Raw genomic sequence first — 13,096 nt, 5'->3', positions numbered from 1 at the left:
GATGAAAAAAACATTACTCGCTACTGCGTTATTCTTAGCCACACAGACACAAGCTGCCGTGCAATGGCAAACTATTCATACAGAACACTTTAATGTGCATTACAGTCAAGAAAATGCCGATTGGGCACGCTCTGCGGCGAGTGAATTAGAAATTGTGCGCACTAAAGTACTCGAGCAACAAAATCGCGCACTGGATGAAACAGTTGATGTGGTGGTGTTTGATCCACTCAATGCTGCCAATGGGTTTGCTTTGCCGGTTTCTAATAAGCCACTAATGGCGCTTTTTACTACACCACCACAATCGGATACGGTGATTTCTAATAACAGTGGTTGGCAGCAACTACTGGTACTTCATGAATATATTCATTTAGTGCATTTAGCCCAGCCAACTCGCAGTAAGTGGCGTCAAGAACTTCGAGGTATGTGGGATTTATACGATATAGCACACAGCAAGATGCCGCGTTGGGCGGCTGAAGGCTACGCGACGTTACTCGAATCGAAAATGACGGGCCGCGGGCGGTTATTTGATAATTACAGTGAAGCAATTTTAACTGAGTTTGCTCAGCAAGGTGCATTACCCAGTTATGAGAAGTTAAACAGCACCGATGGTGGCTATTTGGCCGGCTCGATGGCGTATTTAATGGGCGCTCGATTTTTAGCGTGGTTAGAGAAAAACTATTCAGAGCACACCCTTGATGCGGTATGGACACGTATGCAAGGGGTTAAGCAACGCGATTTTGATGACGCTTTTACAGGTGTGTTTGGGGATTCTGCAAGCAAGCTCTACAGGCGCTTTATTGCTGAGTATACCTATCAAGCTATGAGTAAAGAGCAGAGTGAACAGTCACTCACTAGTGAGCTTTGGTTAGCGTTAAATCTATATGCAAGCAATCCTACTTTATCAGCAAATAACGAACAACTTGCGGTGGTGGAGCGCGATAAAGACGGTAAAACCCAGTTGTCGTTGTATAGCACTGAAGATAACCTCAAGGCCGCTGAAGAGTTTCAAAAAGCACAGCAAGAGGTGCTTACAGATGATCCTAAAGATATTGCGGATAAGCCACCTCGGGTATTTAAGCGCAAGCAAAAACAAGTATTGCATCAAATCAACCGTGCGGGTATTCAAAACCCACAATGGCTAAATGATGAAGTGCTGTACTTTTCAGCCTATAGCAACGTAGATAATATTGAGAATAAGCGCATATCAGATATATTTAGCTGGCATACGCAAACCGGTGAAGTTAGCAAACTAACAGATTTAGCTGGCCTGCGGCGCTTTAGTATTGCAGATCACGGGCAAACCCTTTATGCCGAACAAGTGAAAGGGGGTTACTCAGAGTTGGTACGGGTTGATTTACAAACCGGTCAAACTCAACCTTTATTCGAGAAAAGTTTAGCGACGGTTTATGACTATCCAGTAATTAGCCCTGATCAGCAGCAACTGGCGTTTCTTAAAACCGAATTTAATCACAATTGGCAATTGTATATACAAGATTTGCAAGAGCAAAAATCCATTGCCGTACCGATGCCTAAAGGCTATCAATACTTATCACAGCCAAGTTGGAGTGCGAATGGTAAGCAGCTTTATTTTGTTGCCGGCCTTGCGGGGGCAACCGACATCTATCGTTATGATTTAACCGCGCAGCGTTTGTATAAGCTAACCCAAGGCCAGCAAGCGGTGGCGAATCCTTTGCCATTCAAAGCAGACGAATTACTGTATTTTTCAATCAGTAGTGAGGGCCCTGATATTATGAAGTTGCAAATGGATAATAATGAAGAAGTGACAGAGTTTGCCACTACGAGCATTGCGCCACTGTTGCTAGTCAATCAGCACACTTTACCGCAAGCGAAAGTATATCAACAACCTATAGGGGAGCAAACGCGTTATGATATATGGCAACAAAAAGCCACGTTTGCATTAGGTGAGCAGTATCACTCTGCTTCGGCTGCTTTACTGAGTGCGAGCATCAAAGGCAGTGATTTACTTAAACAGTTTGATTGGCAAGTAGGCTACAGCATTGATTTACACGACACCGCTTTAAAAGGTATGTATGCCCAAGCGCGCTACAGTGCATTGGCTGTTAAGTTTGATAGCCAGTTATTTTCTTATGATTTAGATGCGAGTAAGCAATATCAGCAGGCCCTATTAAATGAACAGTCAGTACAAGGTGGCTACTTTGCTGCGAGTTTACCACTGCGCTTTGGGGAATTTAGAATTCAACCAGAACTGGCCTATAACTACTCAGACATTGATAATGCAAATAGTAATCAAAAGCAGAGTTCACAGTGGCTTAGAGTCGGCCTGAAGCAATCGTGGCAATATGACCAGCAAGACTATGCCATAGGTCAAGCTGTCAATGTACGCTGGTATAGTGGCGATAGCGATACACAAAGCTGGCAAGGATACGATGTGGCTGCGCAGTTATTTGCTAAAGCGTTGGCGATACCTATGTATGCTAATTATAGTCAGCAATATCGGGATGATATTGATCTGGTACTAGGTGGCTTTAGCTCTTCGTTATTATCAAAGAATGTTCGCAATGACTACGTGTTTGCTCCTGAGTTACCGTTTTACAGCGCCATCGGCAAGCGTTATCAAGGTTATGGCGGCGGTATTAGCTGGGAAGAAGGAATGCCATGGCTTTATTACCAACAGCACCAAATTGACCAACAGGTTTACGGGCAGAGTTATGGCATTAAGTGGCAAGGGCCATTTAGCTTTGGTTTAGGCCCCGCGGGTTTAAATGATGTAAAACTTGATTTTGGTTTGGTCAGGGTTGAAGGTGATAGCTTTGATGATGAACTCAGAGGGTGGCTCGGGTTTTATTATTCACTATAAGCTCTAACGCCTTGAGTTTTTTCACTCAAGGCGGTTATTCTTTACTTTCAATTGAGGCCAGTTTTGCAGCATAAACACTGCGTTGTTGCTGATCTCTTGCGAGCTGTATCGCTTGTTTTAGTAGTTTCTGAGCATCATTTAAATTACCTTGCTGATAACGAATTTTAGCAAGTGCTACATAGGGGTCCGCTAAATAAGGGGCTTTGTCTATGGCTGCATCGATATGTTTTTTAGCGCTCATCAAGCGCCCACTGAGTGCTTCGCTTTCACCAAGAGCAATTAATTCATAAGGATCTTTTTCCTGAGCACCTAACAATGAATTAATTTGTTCAACTAGCATTTCGTTGCCAGTATCTTCAGCGAGTACTTTGTAATTGCTTAATAAGTTTAAACTTTGTAACTGCTGATCAAGCGCTGTTTGATAAATCCGTTGGCTGGTTGCTTGATCGTTGACGCGGCGATGCAATATTGCTGCTAGATTAAAAAGCTCAGCATCATTTGGGGTGTACTGATTGGCCTTCATTAACAAGCTATAGACTTGGTTATAATCACTTTCGAGCAAAGCGTCAGCTGCTAAGTTACTATAATATTTGGCAATGAGATCATCATAACTAGCACTGCCAACATAAAAACTGCCTCGGGAAGGAAAATAGTCAATGAGTACGCCTGGTCGAATAAAAGTAATTTGCCCTTCTTCTTCAATAAAAGGGCGATATAACTTAGTGCGAAAATGATTAGCAATAAATACCAGATTACCTTCTTTGGCGTAAACAGGTTGGCTAGTCATTTCTTGAAAGCCTGTTTCCAGATCAATTAAGTTCGCATAAGCTTGCGTTAATATTGCCAGACTTATGCAATTACCATGTGCTAATTCAAGTGTTTGCTGCGCAGTGAGGGTATCGCCGTGATAGCTAAAATTACTAAAGCCGCGTTCAATGTAGTTATATAGAATAATATCGTCGGTTAAACCTGCTAAGCGTTGATTATCGACATAAGCTAGAAAGGTCTTGGCTTCATGGTTAGAAAGTTGAAAAATAACTTGTTCTGTAGGGACTTGTTGTAACTCAAAGAGCGTGTGATTGAGTAAGCTCGTTAGCATGGGCGTAACCGTAGTAGGCTGCTCAGTGCTTTTACAAGCCGTTAATAAACATATTAATAATAAAGAAAAGTACAGTTTCATAGTCACCTCAGTGTTTCAATTAAGGTACGCTGAGGTAAAAATTTAATCAAGTATTTAATGCTATGACTGTTTGTCTTTGCTTACGTTTTTTACGATTGCGACGACTAAGTCATCAGTAAAAATCAATACCAGCAAGTTATTTTAAACGAAGCCCAATGACGTATTACAAGCGGCAACTGTAAGCTTAACTTGCCGCCGTTGCCATGAGTTTATTTTGTACTAATGGTTGCTTGTTTTTATAGGACCTTTACAATGCCGCGCCTTACATAAAACATATAAAAACAGTGATTTACACTATTTTTTTGTTTGATTAATAAGTTGCTAACTTATTAATCAATTACTAACGAGCGAGGTCTACTTTGGCGCATTATCTGCCGATTATTTCATCATTTATTTTAGCATTTAGCTTTTTTCCATTGCTAAAAAAGATCCGTAAAAACCGCAGTGTGTCGGGGGTCTCTTTGTTGATGATGACGTTTGGTGTTGCACAAAGTACATACTTTATTGCTTATAACTTGTACTTTGAACGTTTTTACATGGTATTGCCTTTTGTGGTGACGGGTATGCTGAGCGGCTTAATTTTATATTACTTCGCACGTTATAACGCCAAACAGCAAGAGCGTTTACTGTTAGCCGGCATGCTTGGTTTTTCGTTGTTGCCATTTTTATTATTACTCACGCCCCACTTAGACACGCCAACAGTATTGAATGGCTTAACTTTTGTAGGATTAGTGATGAGCTCAATCCGGGTTATGCCGCAAACTTACAAAACCTTAAAAAGCGGCGACATTAGCAATTTGAGTGCACGCTATTTTAGTTTGCAATTTGTAGCCGGCGTATGCGGTTTGCTGGCTGAACTTGCGATGACAACACCAAGTGCTTCTCATGTCTTGACCTTTGTGATGATCTTATTGACCAATGCTGCTCAGTTAGGCTGTATTCAGTATTATAAAATGCGACCTGTAACTGTTTAATCTTTTACTTAGTAAGTATGAAATAAATTTGCTATGCGCAGCGTCGTATTTATGGCAATTTATTGCATACTATTTCATCAATAAGCAAAAATAGCTTCAATGCAACTGACTATCCATCAAATAGATGCTTTTACAACTGAACTGTTTAAAGGTAATTACGCGGCAGTTATTGATTTAGACACTTGGCTTGATGATCAGCTGATGTTAAAAATTAGCGCAGAAAATAATGTCTCCGAAACTGCGTTTACCTGTCGTCAAGCTGATGGTAGCTATGCTATTCGTTGGTTTTCACCGTTAATGGAAATAGACTTTTGTGGACATGCTACTTTAGCTGCGGCTTTTGTATTGTGTGAACAGCACAATTTATCGCAGGTTCGCTTTCATGCTGCTGCGGTCGGTAAGTTAATCATCAATAAAAATAGCGACGGTAGCTTTGCCATGACTTTTCCAAAACAAGCTCCCTTTGCTGCAGCAGAAGTACCCTCTGAGCTACTTGATGGCTTGTCTATACAACCAGTTAAGGTGTTGAAAAACCAGCAAGCATACTTTGCTATTTATAATAATGAGCAAGATGTCTTAAACCTTAAAACAAACTCTGCGTTACTTAAAACACTGTTGCCACTGGATGTAGTTGCAACAGCGCCAAGCACACAATACGATTTTATCTCACGTTATTTTTGGCCCGCGAACGGTGGTGATGAAGACTACGTTACCGGTTCAATTCACACCGGCCTTGCGCCATATTGGGCACAAGAGTTAGGAAAAACTTCGCTGAGTGCTTATCAAGCTTCTAGTCGTGGCGGACATCTGCATTGTGAAGTTGCTGAGCACACAGTTACTGTAACGGGCCATGCTGTACGTTATATGCAAGGGACATTGTTTTTATCGTAAGCGTGATGTCGACTTTTATGAAGAACTTAGTTTATTGGATTCTTGCAGCTCATGTAAAAGCGTTTTCATTACCCGATTGTTATAAGCGTGGACAATTTGCTGGCTTTTGAATAGCTGCGGTAGTTCTATTAAAAACACCAATAAAATAAGCAGTAAACCCACACTTTCAATCAATAATAAGCCAATTAACATTAGCGTTAGGTTAACCATGCCCCGAGGGTAGTTCGCTAAGTAAAAGTGATGCAAGCCAGCAACAAAAAACCAATTTAGCACGGCGTATGTATCGGGATCTTTTATGCGTTGTTGCTGCTGTTGATAGAAAGTTTTACGCGTGTCGTTGCTGAGTTGGTTAACTTGTGAGCGTAGCTGTTCTTCTTCATCTTTAAGTTGCTCGGGAGTCATACAGTTACCTTTATAGTAGCGGGTCGTGTTTAGTGGTCACGCAATCGGGATCATTACAACGTTTAATTCGCTTAAGCCCTAGTATGATCCCTTTACACACACCATACTGACTAATCGCTTGATGTGTGTACTCTGAACACGATGGCGAGAAATTACAGCTTAAATTGAAGTGCGATTTTGCCCCGCCATTTTTTTGATAGCGGCGAATTGCACTCAAAATGTATGCTTTAAGCACGTTTTCTACCTAGCGTAATGATCACCGCTTCACGGGACCAAAATAGCCAAAAACGTTTATTTTCTATCACTTGAAAGACCAGTTGCCAACCATCTTGTGCTTCAACATTTAACGTTGCTTCAAGCTTTTTAAGTGGTAAGCCACTTGAGCCAAGCAATAATGTCCCACAACCACCTTCAACCACATGGATCACTTTATATTCATCGAAATTCGACATATATTTCCCTTTTAATTTATAGTTTTATCCAAATACCATGTTAATTATAGTGAAAAAATAACGCAATTAAAAAATACCGATTAAGTAAATGCAGGCTAACCTTGTGGCAGTTTAATGGTGATTTGCGCGCCATGCGCTGTGTTAGCTAACTGTAGCTGGCCGTTGTGCTTTTGCACAATATCATTACATAACGCAAGGCCGAGGCCATTACCGGTATTTTTGGTGGTGTATAAGGGGTGGATGGCGTTTTCAATATTGGCAAAACCGGGGCCGTTGTCTGTCAGCTGTAATATTTGCATGTCGCCTTGCGCAAAGCAGCGTAACGTAATGTGAGCTTGCTCAGTACAGGCTTCAGATGCGTTTTTAAATAAATTAATGAGTAGCTGTTCAATCAGTAGTTTATCTGCAAAACATTGTGATTCGCCAGCATAGTTAAGCTGAATGTGTTGTTCTATGGCATTGAGAGTTGCCAGTGTTTTTAAATCAAAGTGTTGCGGCTTTGCGCTGGGTAAGCGAGTTAACTCTGCATAGGCTTTTATGAAAAGTAGTAGTGATTCGCTGCGTGATTTAATTCGTGTTAGCACTTGCCTTGTTTGTTGTTCGTTTAATTCATTGGTGTTTAGTAAAGTATCTGCCATTGAGGCCATTGGCGTCAGTGAGTTATTCAGTTCATGAGACAAAATACGAATTAAATCAGCTTGTGATTGGCGTTTAGCATCACTTAGGGTAATGCGTTGTATCAGCAAGTTCAGCTTGAAAAGTGATTGCTGTTCGATATTGAACACCTAGACGTGCGGTTTTGTGAACAAAAAAGTCACACTTTAACGCGTTAAAGTGTGACAGTCGTTTGTATGTTCTGACTATACCTTCGAGCGCTTTTTTTATTGCATTGATTTTTATAAAAATATAGTAAAGGCATTAAATAAGTGACAATCAATGGTTTGTTAAAACTTTTTTAGTGATATCGATGTTCTTGTAACAGTTGCTTACAAATGTCACGTTAATGTTTCATCCAGCTCTGTTATTATGGCCCTAGTAGAAAATTAGGGGGATTGATTATGCGAACAAGTATTTTGAAGTGGGCACTTCCTTTTGTTGCGCTTAGCGTAGGAATTGCAGGTTTTGCTGGGATAAATGCAATTGCGCAAGAGCCAGAAAAAAAAGAAGTTGTTGATACGCGACCCGTTGTAAAAGTGGAGCCTGTCGCTGCTAATGATCATCAAGTTGTGATTAATAGTTATGGTGAGGTTCGGCCATTAGAGAGCACCTATTTATCAGCGCAAGTGTCGGGTGAAGTGGTGAGTTGGCATCCGAACTTTGTGGCTGGTGGTGTTGTTGCCCGCGGCGAAACATTATTCAGTATTGAAAAAGATAACTACGAGGCTGCTTTATTACAAGCCGAAGCTGAGCTTGCACAAGCGCAAGCCCAACTTATCGAAGAGCAAGCACAAGCGCAAGTTGCAGCAGATGAAGTAAAACGTTTTCCAGGTAAGGAGCGCACGGCGTTATTTTTACGTGAGCCACAAGTGCTCAGTGCACAAGCATCGGTTAAATCAGCACAAGCACGGTTAAAGCGAGCGCAACGTGATTTAGATAATTGCGAAGTTACCGCTCCTTATGATGCACTAGTTGTGAGCCGTGAAATTGGTGTTGGCCAATATATTAATATGGGTACTCAAGTTGCGGAACTTAATAATATCGAAACCGCGGAAGTGATCATCCCTATTGCTGGCTTTGACAGTGTATTTTTACCCGAGCGTGTGAAGGGCATTACTGCCACGGTGATAAAAACCGGTTTGCATGGTTTCACCCGTGAAGCAGTGATCGACCGTGATTTAGGAGTGGTTGATAACGCCACGCGTATGAGTAGCTTAGTAGTGCGTATTGAAGATCCCTATGGTTTAGTTAATAAGCAACATGCGATTAAATACGGCAGCTATGTACAAGTAAGCTTTGCTGGCACCACGTTGCAAAATATTTATCGTTTACCGCAAGAATTAGTAAATAATCAAACTGTGTGGATTGTAAATGACGAGCAGCAGCTGGAACCTCGTAAAGTAAAAGTAATTCGCGAAGAAGGCGAATACTTTTATATTAGCGATGGTTTAGAAGCTGATGATCAGCTAGTGCTTACTTTACCTGAGTATCCTCAAAAGGGTATGGCAGTAAAAATAGCCGGTGTTCAGGATATAAAAAAAGTTGAGGCACTTGATAGTGCCGCTACTGAAAAACTATAAAAGGTAGACTGCGTTATGACTAACACTGAACTGCCAAACAGTGAAAAACAAACCGGCTTAATTGCTTATTTTGCCAATAACTCTGTCGCGGCTAATTTAATGATGGTTTTCATTATAGTAATGGGGATCATTAGCTTTGCAACGATGCAACGGCAGATGTTCCCAAACATTGAAATTAACTATATTACGATCAATGCCAACTACCCTGGAGCATCACCGCAAGAGATGGAAGAAAGTATCTTAATTAAGATTGAAGAATCTTTAAAAGATATAACTGAAATCAAAAAAGGGGTGTACCGCGCATTTCGTAACGGCGGCAGCGCCCAGTTAGAGATTAATACCGATGCTGAGCTCACCGATGTGTTGGATAAAATCAAACTACGGGTGGATGGTATTGCGACTTTCCCTGCGGGAATGGAGCCGGTCACCATAAGTCAAATTGAGTTTCGCCAAGATGTAATTGGCATGACTTTAGTTGCTGATTTACCTCTCAATGAACTCAAACCAATCGCTAATCGCATCGAAAATGAGTTGTTACAGCTTTCAAATGTATCATTGGTGGTCAACGATGTACCGCTGGATGAAATTGCCATTGAGATTGAACCAGACACATTACGCCGCTACAACCTAACCTTGAGTGACGTTGCGGATGCTGTGCGTCGATACTCAGCTAACTTTTCAGCCGGGCAATTAACAACCGATGCCGGGGTTATTTCGGTTCGGGTTGAAAATCAACTGTATTCTGGTGAGGAATTTCGGCAAATACCGGTAAAAATTGGTGATAATGGCGCTAAAGTGTTGTTGCAAGACATTGCGACGATTAAAGACCAGTTCACTGAGGGCGAGCGCTACTTTAAATTTAATGGTGAAAATGCCGTTTACTTATCGGTAAAAGCGACGGAAGAGCAAAGTATTATTCCTGTTGCGGATTCTGTAAAAGCATTTATTGATCAAAAAAATAAAGAGCTACCACCGGGTGTACGTTTAGAGCCATTAATGGACATGACTTACTATCTTAATGCGCGTTTAGAGATGATGGTAAATAACTTAATCCAAGGGGCTATTTTAGTCGCCATTATGCTGTCGTTATTCCTTCGCTTTAAGTTAGCTTTATGGGTAATGGTTGGTTTACCGTTGTGTTTTTTAGGTGCCATGATGATGATGCCATTATTTGGTGTCACCATTAATATTTTGTCATTATTTGCCTTTATCATGGTGCTAGGGATTGTGGTGGATGACGCCATTGTCATCGGAGAAAGCGCCTACACCGAGATAGAGAAAAAAGGCGGTGGTGTGGTTAACGTCGTTAACGGCGCTAAAAAAGTCGCCACTCCAGCCACCTTTGGTGTATTAACCACTGTTGCGGTATTTGCGCCATTTACCTTATCTTCTGGTCCTGAGAGTGCGTTCTTTTACGGTATTGCTGTAGTCGTTATGCTGTGTTTAATATTCAGCTTAATCGAATCAAAACTTATTCTTCCTGCACATATCGCACATACTAATTTCCCGCCAATTAAACCTGATAGTTGGCGTGCTCGTTTTAATAAACGCTTTTTTGGTTTTGTTAACGGCCCATACAGACGCTTTATTGTGCGTTGTGTTGAGTGGCGTTGGGCGGTATTTTTCTCGTTTGTTGCGTTACTAATTATCACGTTTGCCTTAATTGCATCAAATCAAGTGCGTACAGGCTTTATGCCTAAAATACCACATGATTACCCGCAAATTAATTTAGAGATGAACGACAATGTATCAGATATGCAAACCATTGAAGCAATTCGCGAAATCGAAGCCATGGTGGTTGCAGTAGATAAAGATACTGAGCGGGAATATGGCCAAAAGCTGATTAGAGATGTGCTGGTGTTTAACCAAGGCCGCACAGAAGCACAATTGCTTGCGCCTTTAGTTGAAGAAGATTTACGCCCTTATAACGCTTTTGAGCTTTCGCGGCGTTGGCGTGAGCAGATGCCGGTTATTGCCGGTGTTAAGTCGTTAACGATTTATGATGATGTGAATAGTCAAGGTGGTGGCGATGGTGAGTTTGGTTACTTGCTATATGGCTCAGACATCGACACTTTAAATGATGCCGGACGCCGTTTTATTCAATTATTGCAGCAGCAAGAAGGCTTATTTGATATTAGCTCAACTATCGACCCTGCCAGTAAAGAAGTGCAAATGAGCTTAAAGCCAGTCGCTTATGACTTAGGTTTGGATTTAGCCTCAATTGCCAATCAAGTTGGCGCCAGCTTTTACGGTGGTGAAGCGCAGCGCGTAATTCGTCGCGGTGAAGAAGTGCGAGTGATGGTGCGTTACCCGAAATTAACGCGTGAAGCATTTTCATCGCTCAAGCATGCGGTTGTTACCACGCCACAGGGGAAAGAAGTATTGCTAGGTGATGTGGTCGAACTAACTGAAAAACCGGGTATCAGCTATATTCGTCGTGAAGGTGGTTATCGTACTGTTTACGTGTATGGCAATATTGACGAAGAACTCATTGAGCCAAACGAAGTCATTAAGCAAGTTAAAGATAAACTGCTGCCACAACTTAAAGACGAATTCCCGAGTGTTAAGTCAGAGCTTGGTGGCGCTATTGAAGAGCAACAAGCACAAGCCAACCAGCAAAAAATGTTCTTTGTCGGTGGCATGATCCTAGTGTATATCTTATTAGCTGTACCACTGAAAAGTTACGCACAACCCTTGATTGTGATGTCGGTTATTCCATTTAGTTTAACGGGCGCAATTTGGGGGCATTATTGGTTTGGCTTAGATCTGACCTTAATGTCTGGCTTCGGTATTATTGCCGCAGCGGGGGTGGTTATTAATGACTCCTTGGTTATGACCGATTTTGTTAACCAAGCTCGTCGAGAAGGTATCGCGATTAAAGATGCGGTAATAGAAGCGGGTTGCGCACGCTTTAGGCCAATACTGCTGACCTCGATCACCACCTTTGCGGGTGTACTGCCGATAATGTTTGAAACTAGCTTACAAGCAAAATTCGTTATTCCAATGGCTGTTGCACTTGGTTTTGCGGTGATGTTTGCTACGCTGATCACATTACTACTTGTGCCGTGTTTGTACATTATTATGAGCGATGTGGGTGATGTGGGTAAAGTGTTTAAAGCAATTTTTGCTAAAGTGGTTCGCCTATTTAAGCGTAGACAAGCAGCGCAGTTAGAGCGATAGTTTTAAGTTTTCACTATTTCAAAAGCCAATACTTTATGTATTGGCTTTTTTTGTTTTTTATAGACCTAAGTATTGGTTTTTATTGGCGGTTACATTCTTTAGTTTGATCTTTGTACTGTGTCACATTATACTCACGCTGTTTTGGCAAACTAATCGAAAGGTTAGGACGCAAAGTTTCCGGTCTAAGGTTTTAGCATTAAAACTAGGATAGCGGGGCCGTCGCACAGGGTCATTTTTTAACCTCGCTGTGTGTCATCAGCCCTACAATGTAGTTAAAAAGTATTTCTTTTATCCAATAAATACTGGATAGTAGCTATTAGATGTTCTTAAGGTGTTGCTTTGTTTATGCATACGTCATTGGCCTGTGGAAATTGGATGCCAATAGGTTGTCTAAATCATCATACCCAATTATTTGTGGGTGATATGGTGACAGTGACTTTTTATGACACGCAAGGAGAGCTAGTCGATTTATCATTTAAATATGAAATTATCACCGAAGAACAAGGTGAGCCACATAATTGGCCGCGCTATGTGGCGGAGTATATTAATACCCATATACCGTTAGTTGAAGCCGGTAGAATGACAGAACAAGGTTTAATTGTCGCTTATCGTTCAAATCAGATTTATGCGCTTGAAGGCTGTGGGATTAACCGAGCTGAATTAACGTTTCAATGCATTGCTAAATGTGATGATTTGCAAGTTGTTAAGCCTGCATATGATTATATCTACCCAGAAAAGTGTAGTGTTTATAATGCAGGAGTAAAAGTATTACAGCCAAAAACCGGCTTAATCTATAAATGCAAACCGTGGCCTTTTAGCCAGTTTTGCAATGTGAAAGAAGAAAACAATCCACTTTATGAGCCCGGTGTGGGGCAAAGTTGGGATTTAGCCTGGCAGCAAGTTTCCCCTTAATGCTATTTAGCATTTTTCGGCCCACTCTT

The 13,096-nt window shown here is 41.4% G+C and carries 11 protein-coding genes and 1 riboswitch; of the genes, 6 read left to right on the top strand and 5 right to left on the bottom strand.

The window, feature by feature from the left end; genetic code table 11:
- Position 1 precedes the first annotated feature (1 nt).
- Positions 2–2,839 carry a TolB family protein gene (locus ACMVDV_RS13195; RefSeq protein ID WP_416159096.1) on the top strand — a complete coding sequence of 946 codons (2,838 nt, stop codon included), beginning with the start codon at positions 2–4 and terminating at the stop codon, positions 2,837–2,839.
- Between the two features lie 34 nt (positions 2,840–2,873).
- Here ACMVDV_RS13195 and ACMVDV_RS13190 read toward each other — a convergent pair whose 3' ends face one another.
- Positions 2,874–4,019 carry a tetratricopeptide repeat protein gene (locus tag ACMVDV_RS13190; protein ID WP_304181295.1) on the bottom strand — a complete coding sequence of 382 codons (1,146 nt, stop codon included), beginning with the start codon at positions 4,017–4,019 and terminating at the stop codon, positions 2,874–2,876.
- Between the two features lie 359 nt (positions 4,020–4,378).
- Between ACMVDV_RS13190 and ACMVDV_RS13185 the strand changes: the two genes are divergently transcribed.
- Positions 4,379–4,993 (top strand): PQ-loop domain-containing transporter, encoded by a 615-nt coding sequence (locus tag ACMVDV_RS13185; RefSeq protein WP_416158415.1) that lies wholly within the window; start codon positions 4,379–4,381, stop codon positions 4,991–4,993.
- A 99-nt stretch (positions 4,994–5,092) separates the two neighbouring features.
- The gene (locus ACMVDV_RS13180) at positions 5,093–5,884 is read left to right on the top strand and encodes a PhzF family phenazine biosynthesis protein (RefSeq protein WP_416158414.1); all 792 of its coding nucleotides are present in this window, start codon (positions 5,093–5,095) and stop codon (positions 5,882–5,884) included.
- Positions 5,885–5,899: 15 nt separating this feature from the next.
- Here the strand turns inward: ACMVDV_RS13180 and ACMVDV_RS13175 are convergent, their stop codons facing one another.
- From ACMVDV_RS13175 to ACMVDV_RS13160, 4 genes are all read right to left on the bottom strand, one after another.
- Positions 5,900–6,286 (bottom strand): TM2 domain-containing protein, encoded by a 387-nt coding sequence (locus tag ACMVDV_RS13175; protein ID WP_416158413.1) that lies wholly within the window; start codon positions 6,284–6,286, stop codon positions 5,900–5,902.
- Positions 6,287–6,296: 10 nt separating this feature from the next.
- Positions 6,297–6,521 (bottom strand): membrane protein insertion efficiency factor YidD, encoded by a 225-nt coding sequence (gene yidD / locus ACMVDV_RS13170; RefSeq protein ID WP_416158412.1) that lies wholly within the window; start codon positions 6,519–6,521, stop codon positions 6,297–6,299.
- A complete protein-coding gene (locus ACMVDV_RS13165) occupies positions 6,514–6,738 on the bottom strand; it encodes a DUF4177 domain-containing protein (protein ID WP_192541768.1) in 225 nt (74 codons plus the stop codon). Before ACMVDV_RS13165 ends, yidD begins: the two co-directional genes overlap by 8 nt.
- Positions 6,739–6,833: 95 nt before the next feature.
- Complete coding sequence (locus ACMVDV_RS13160) at positions 6,834–7,484, bottom strand: sensor histidine kinase (protein WP_416158411.1); 651 nt, start codon at positions 7,482–7,484, stop codon at positions 6,834–6,836.
- Between the two features lie 312 nt (positions 7,485–7,796).
- Between ACMVDV_RS13160 and ACMVDV_RS13155 the strand changes: the two genes are divergently transcribed.
- The 3 genes from ACMVDV_RS13155 to ACMVDV_RS13145 all read left to right on the top strand — a co-directional run bounded on the left by ACMVDV_RS13155 (position 7,797) and on the right by ACMVDV_RS13145 (position 13,067).
- A complete protein-coding gene (locus ACMVDV_RS13155) occupies positions 7,797–8,975 on the top strand; it encodes an efflux RND transporter periplasmic adaptor subunit (RefSeq protein WP_304181303.1) in 1,179 nt (392 codons plus the stop codon).
- 15 nt (positions 8,976–8,990) lie between these two features.
- Positions 8,991–12,155, top strand: a complete 3,165-nt coding sequence (locus tag ACMVDV_RS13150) for an efflux RND transporter permease subunit (RefSeq protein WP_416158410.1) — start codon at positions 8,991–8,993, stop codon at positions 12,153–12,155.
- Between the two features lie 133 nt (positions 12,156–12,288).
- Positions 12,289–12,379: riboswitch (cyclic di-GMP riboswitch) on the top strand.
- Between the two features lie 121 nt (positions 12,380–12,500).
- Positions 12,501–13,067 carry a chitin-binding protein gene (locus tag ACMVDV_RS13145; protein ID WP_304181307.1) on the top strand — a complete coding sequence of 189 codons (567 nt, stop codon included), beginning with the start codon at positions 12,501–12,503 and terminating at the stop codon, positions 13,065–13,067.
- Positions 13,068–13,096: the final 29 nt, after the last annotated feature.

It is taken from the genome of Pseudoalteromonas sp. ASV78 (assembly GCF_047806705.1).
Lineage (GTDB): Bacteria > Pseudomonadota > Gammaproteobacteria > Enterobacterales > Alteromonadaceae > Pseudoalteromonas > Pseudoalteromonas prydzensis_A.
The sequence above is the reverse complement of the archived record's forward strand: the minus strand, read 5'-3'. Positions and strand labels throughout refer to the sequence as shown.

Coding starts and splice junctions, on each gene's coding strand:
- ACMVDV_RS13195 (WP_416159096.1), top strand. CDS start 2: ATGAAAAAAACATTACTCGCTACTGCGTTATTCTTAGCCACACAGACA.
- ACMVDV_RS13190 (WP_304181295.1), bottom strand. CDS start 4,019: ATGAAACTGTACTTTTCTTTATTATTAATATGTTTATTAACGGCTTGT.
- ACMVDV_RS13180 (WP_416158414.1), top strand. CDS start 5,093: ATGCAACTGACTATCCATCAAATAGATGCTTTTACAACTGAACTGTTT.
- ACMVDV_RS13175 (WP_416158413.1), bottom strand. CDS start 6,286: ATGACTCCCGAGCAACTTAAAGATGAAGAAGAACAGCTACGCTCACAA.
- ACMVDV_RS13165 (WP_192541768.1), bottom strand. CDS start 6,738: ATGTCGAATTTCGATGAATATAAAGTGATCCATGTGGTTGAAGGTGGT.
- ACMVDV_RS13155 (WP_304181303.1), top strand. CDS start 7,797: ATGCGAACAAGTATTTTGAAGTGGGCACTTCCTTTTGTTGCGCTTAGC.
- ACMVDV_RS13150 (WP_416158410.1), top strand. CDS start 8,991: ATGACTAACACTGAACTGCCAAACAGTGAAAAACAAACCGGCTTAATT.
- ACMVDV_RS13145 (WP_304181307.1), top strand. CDS start 12,501: ATGCATACGTCATTGGCCTGTGGAAATTGGATGCCAATAGGTTGTCTA.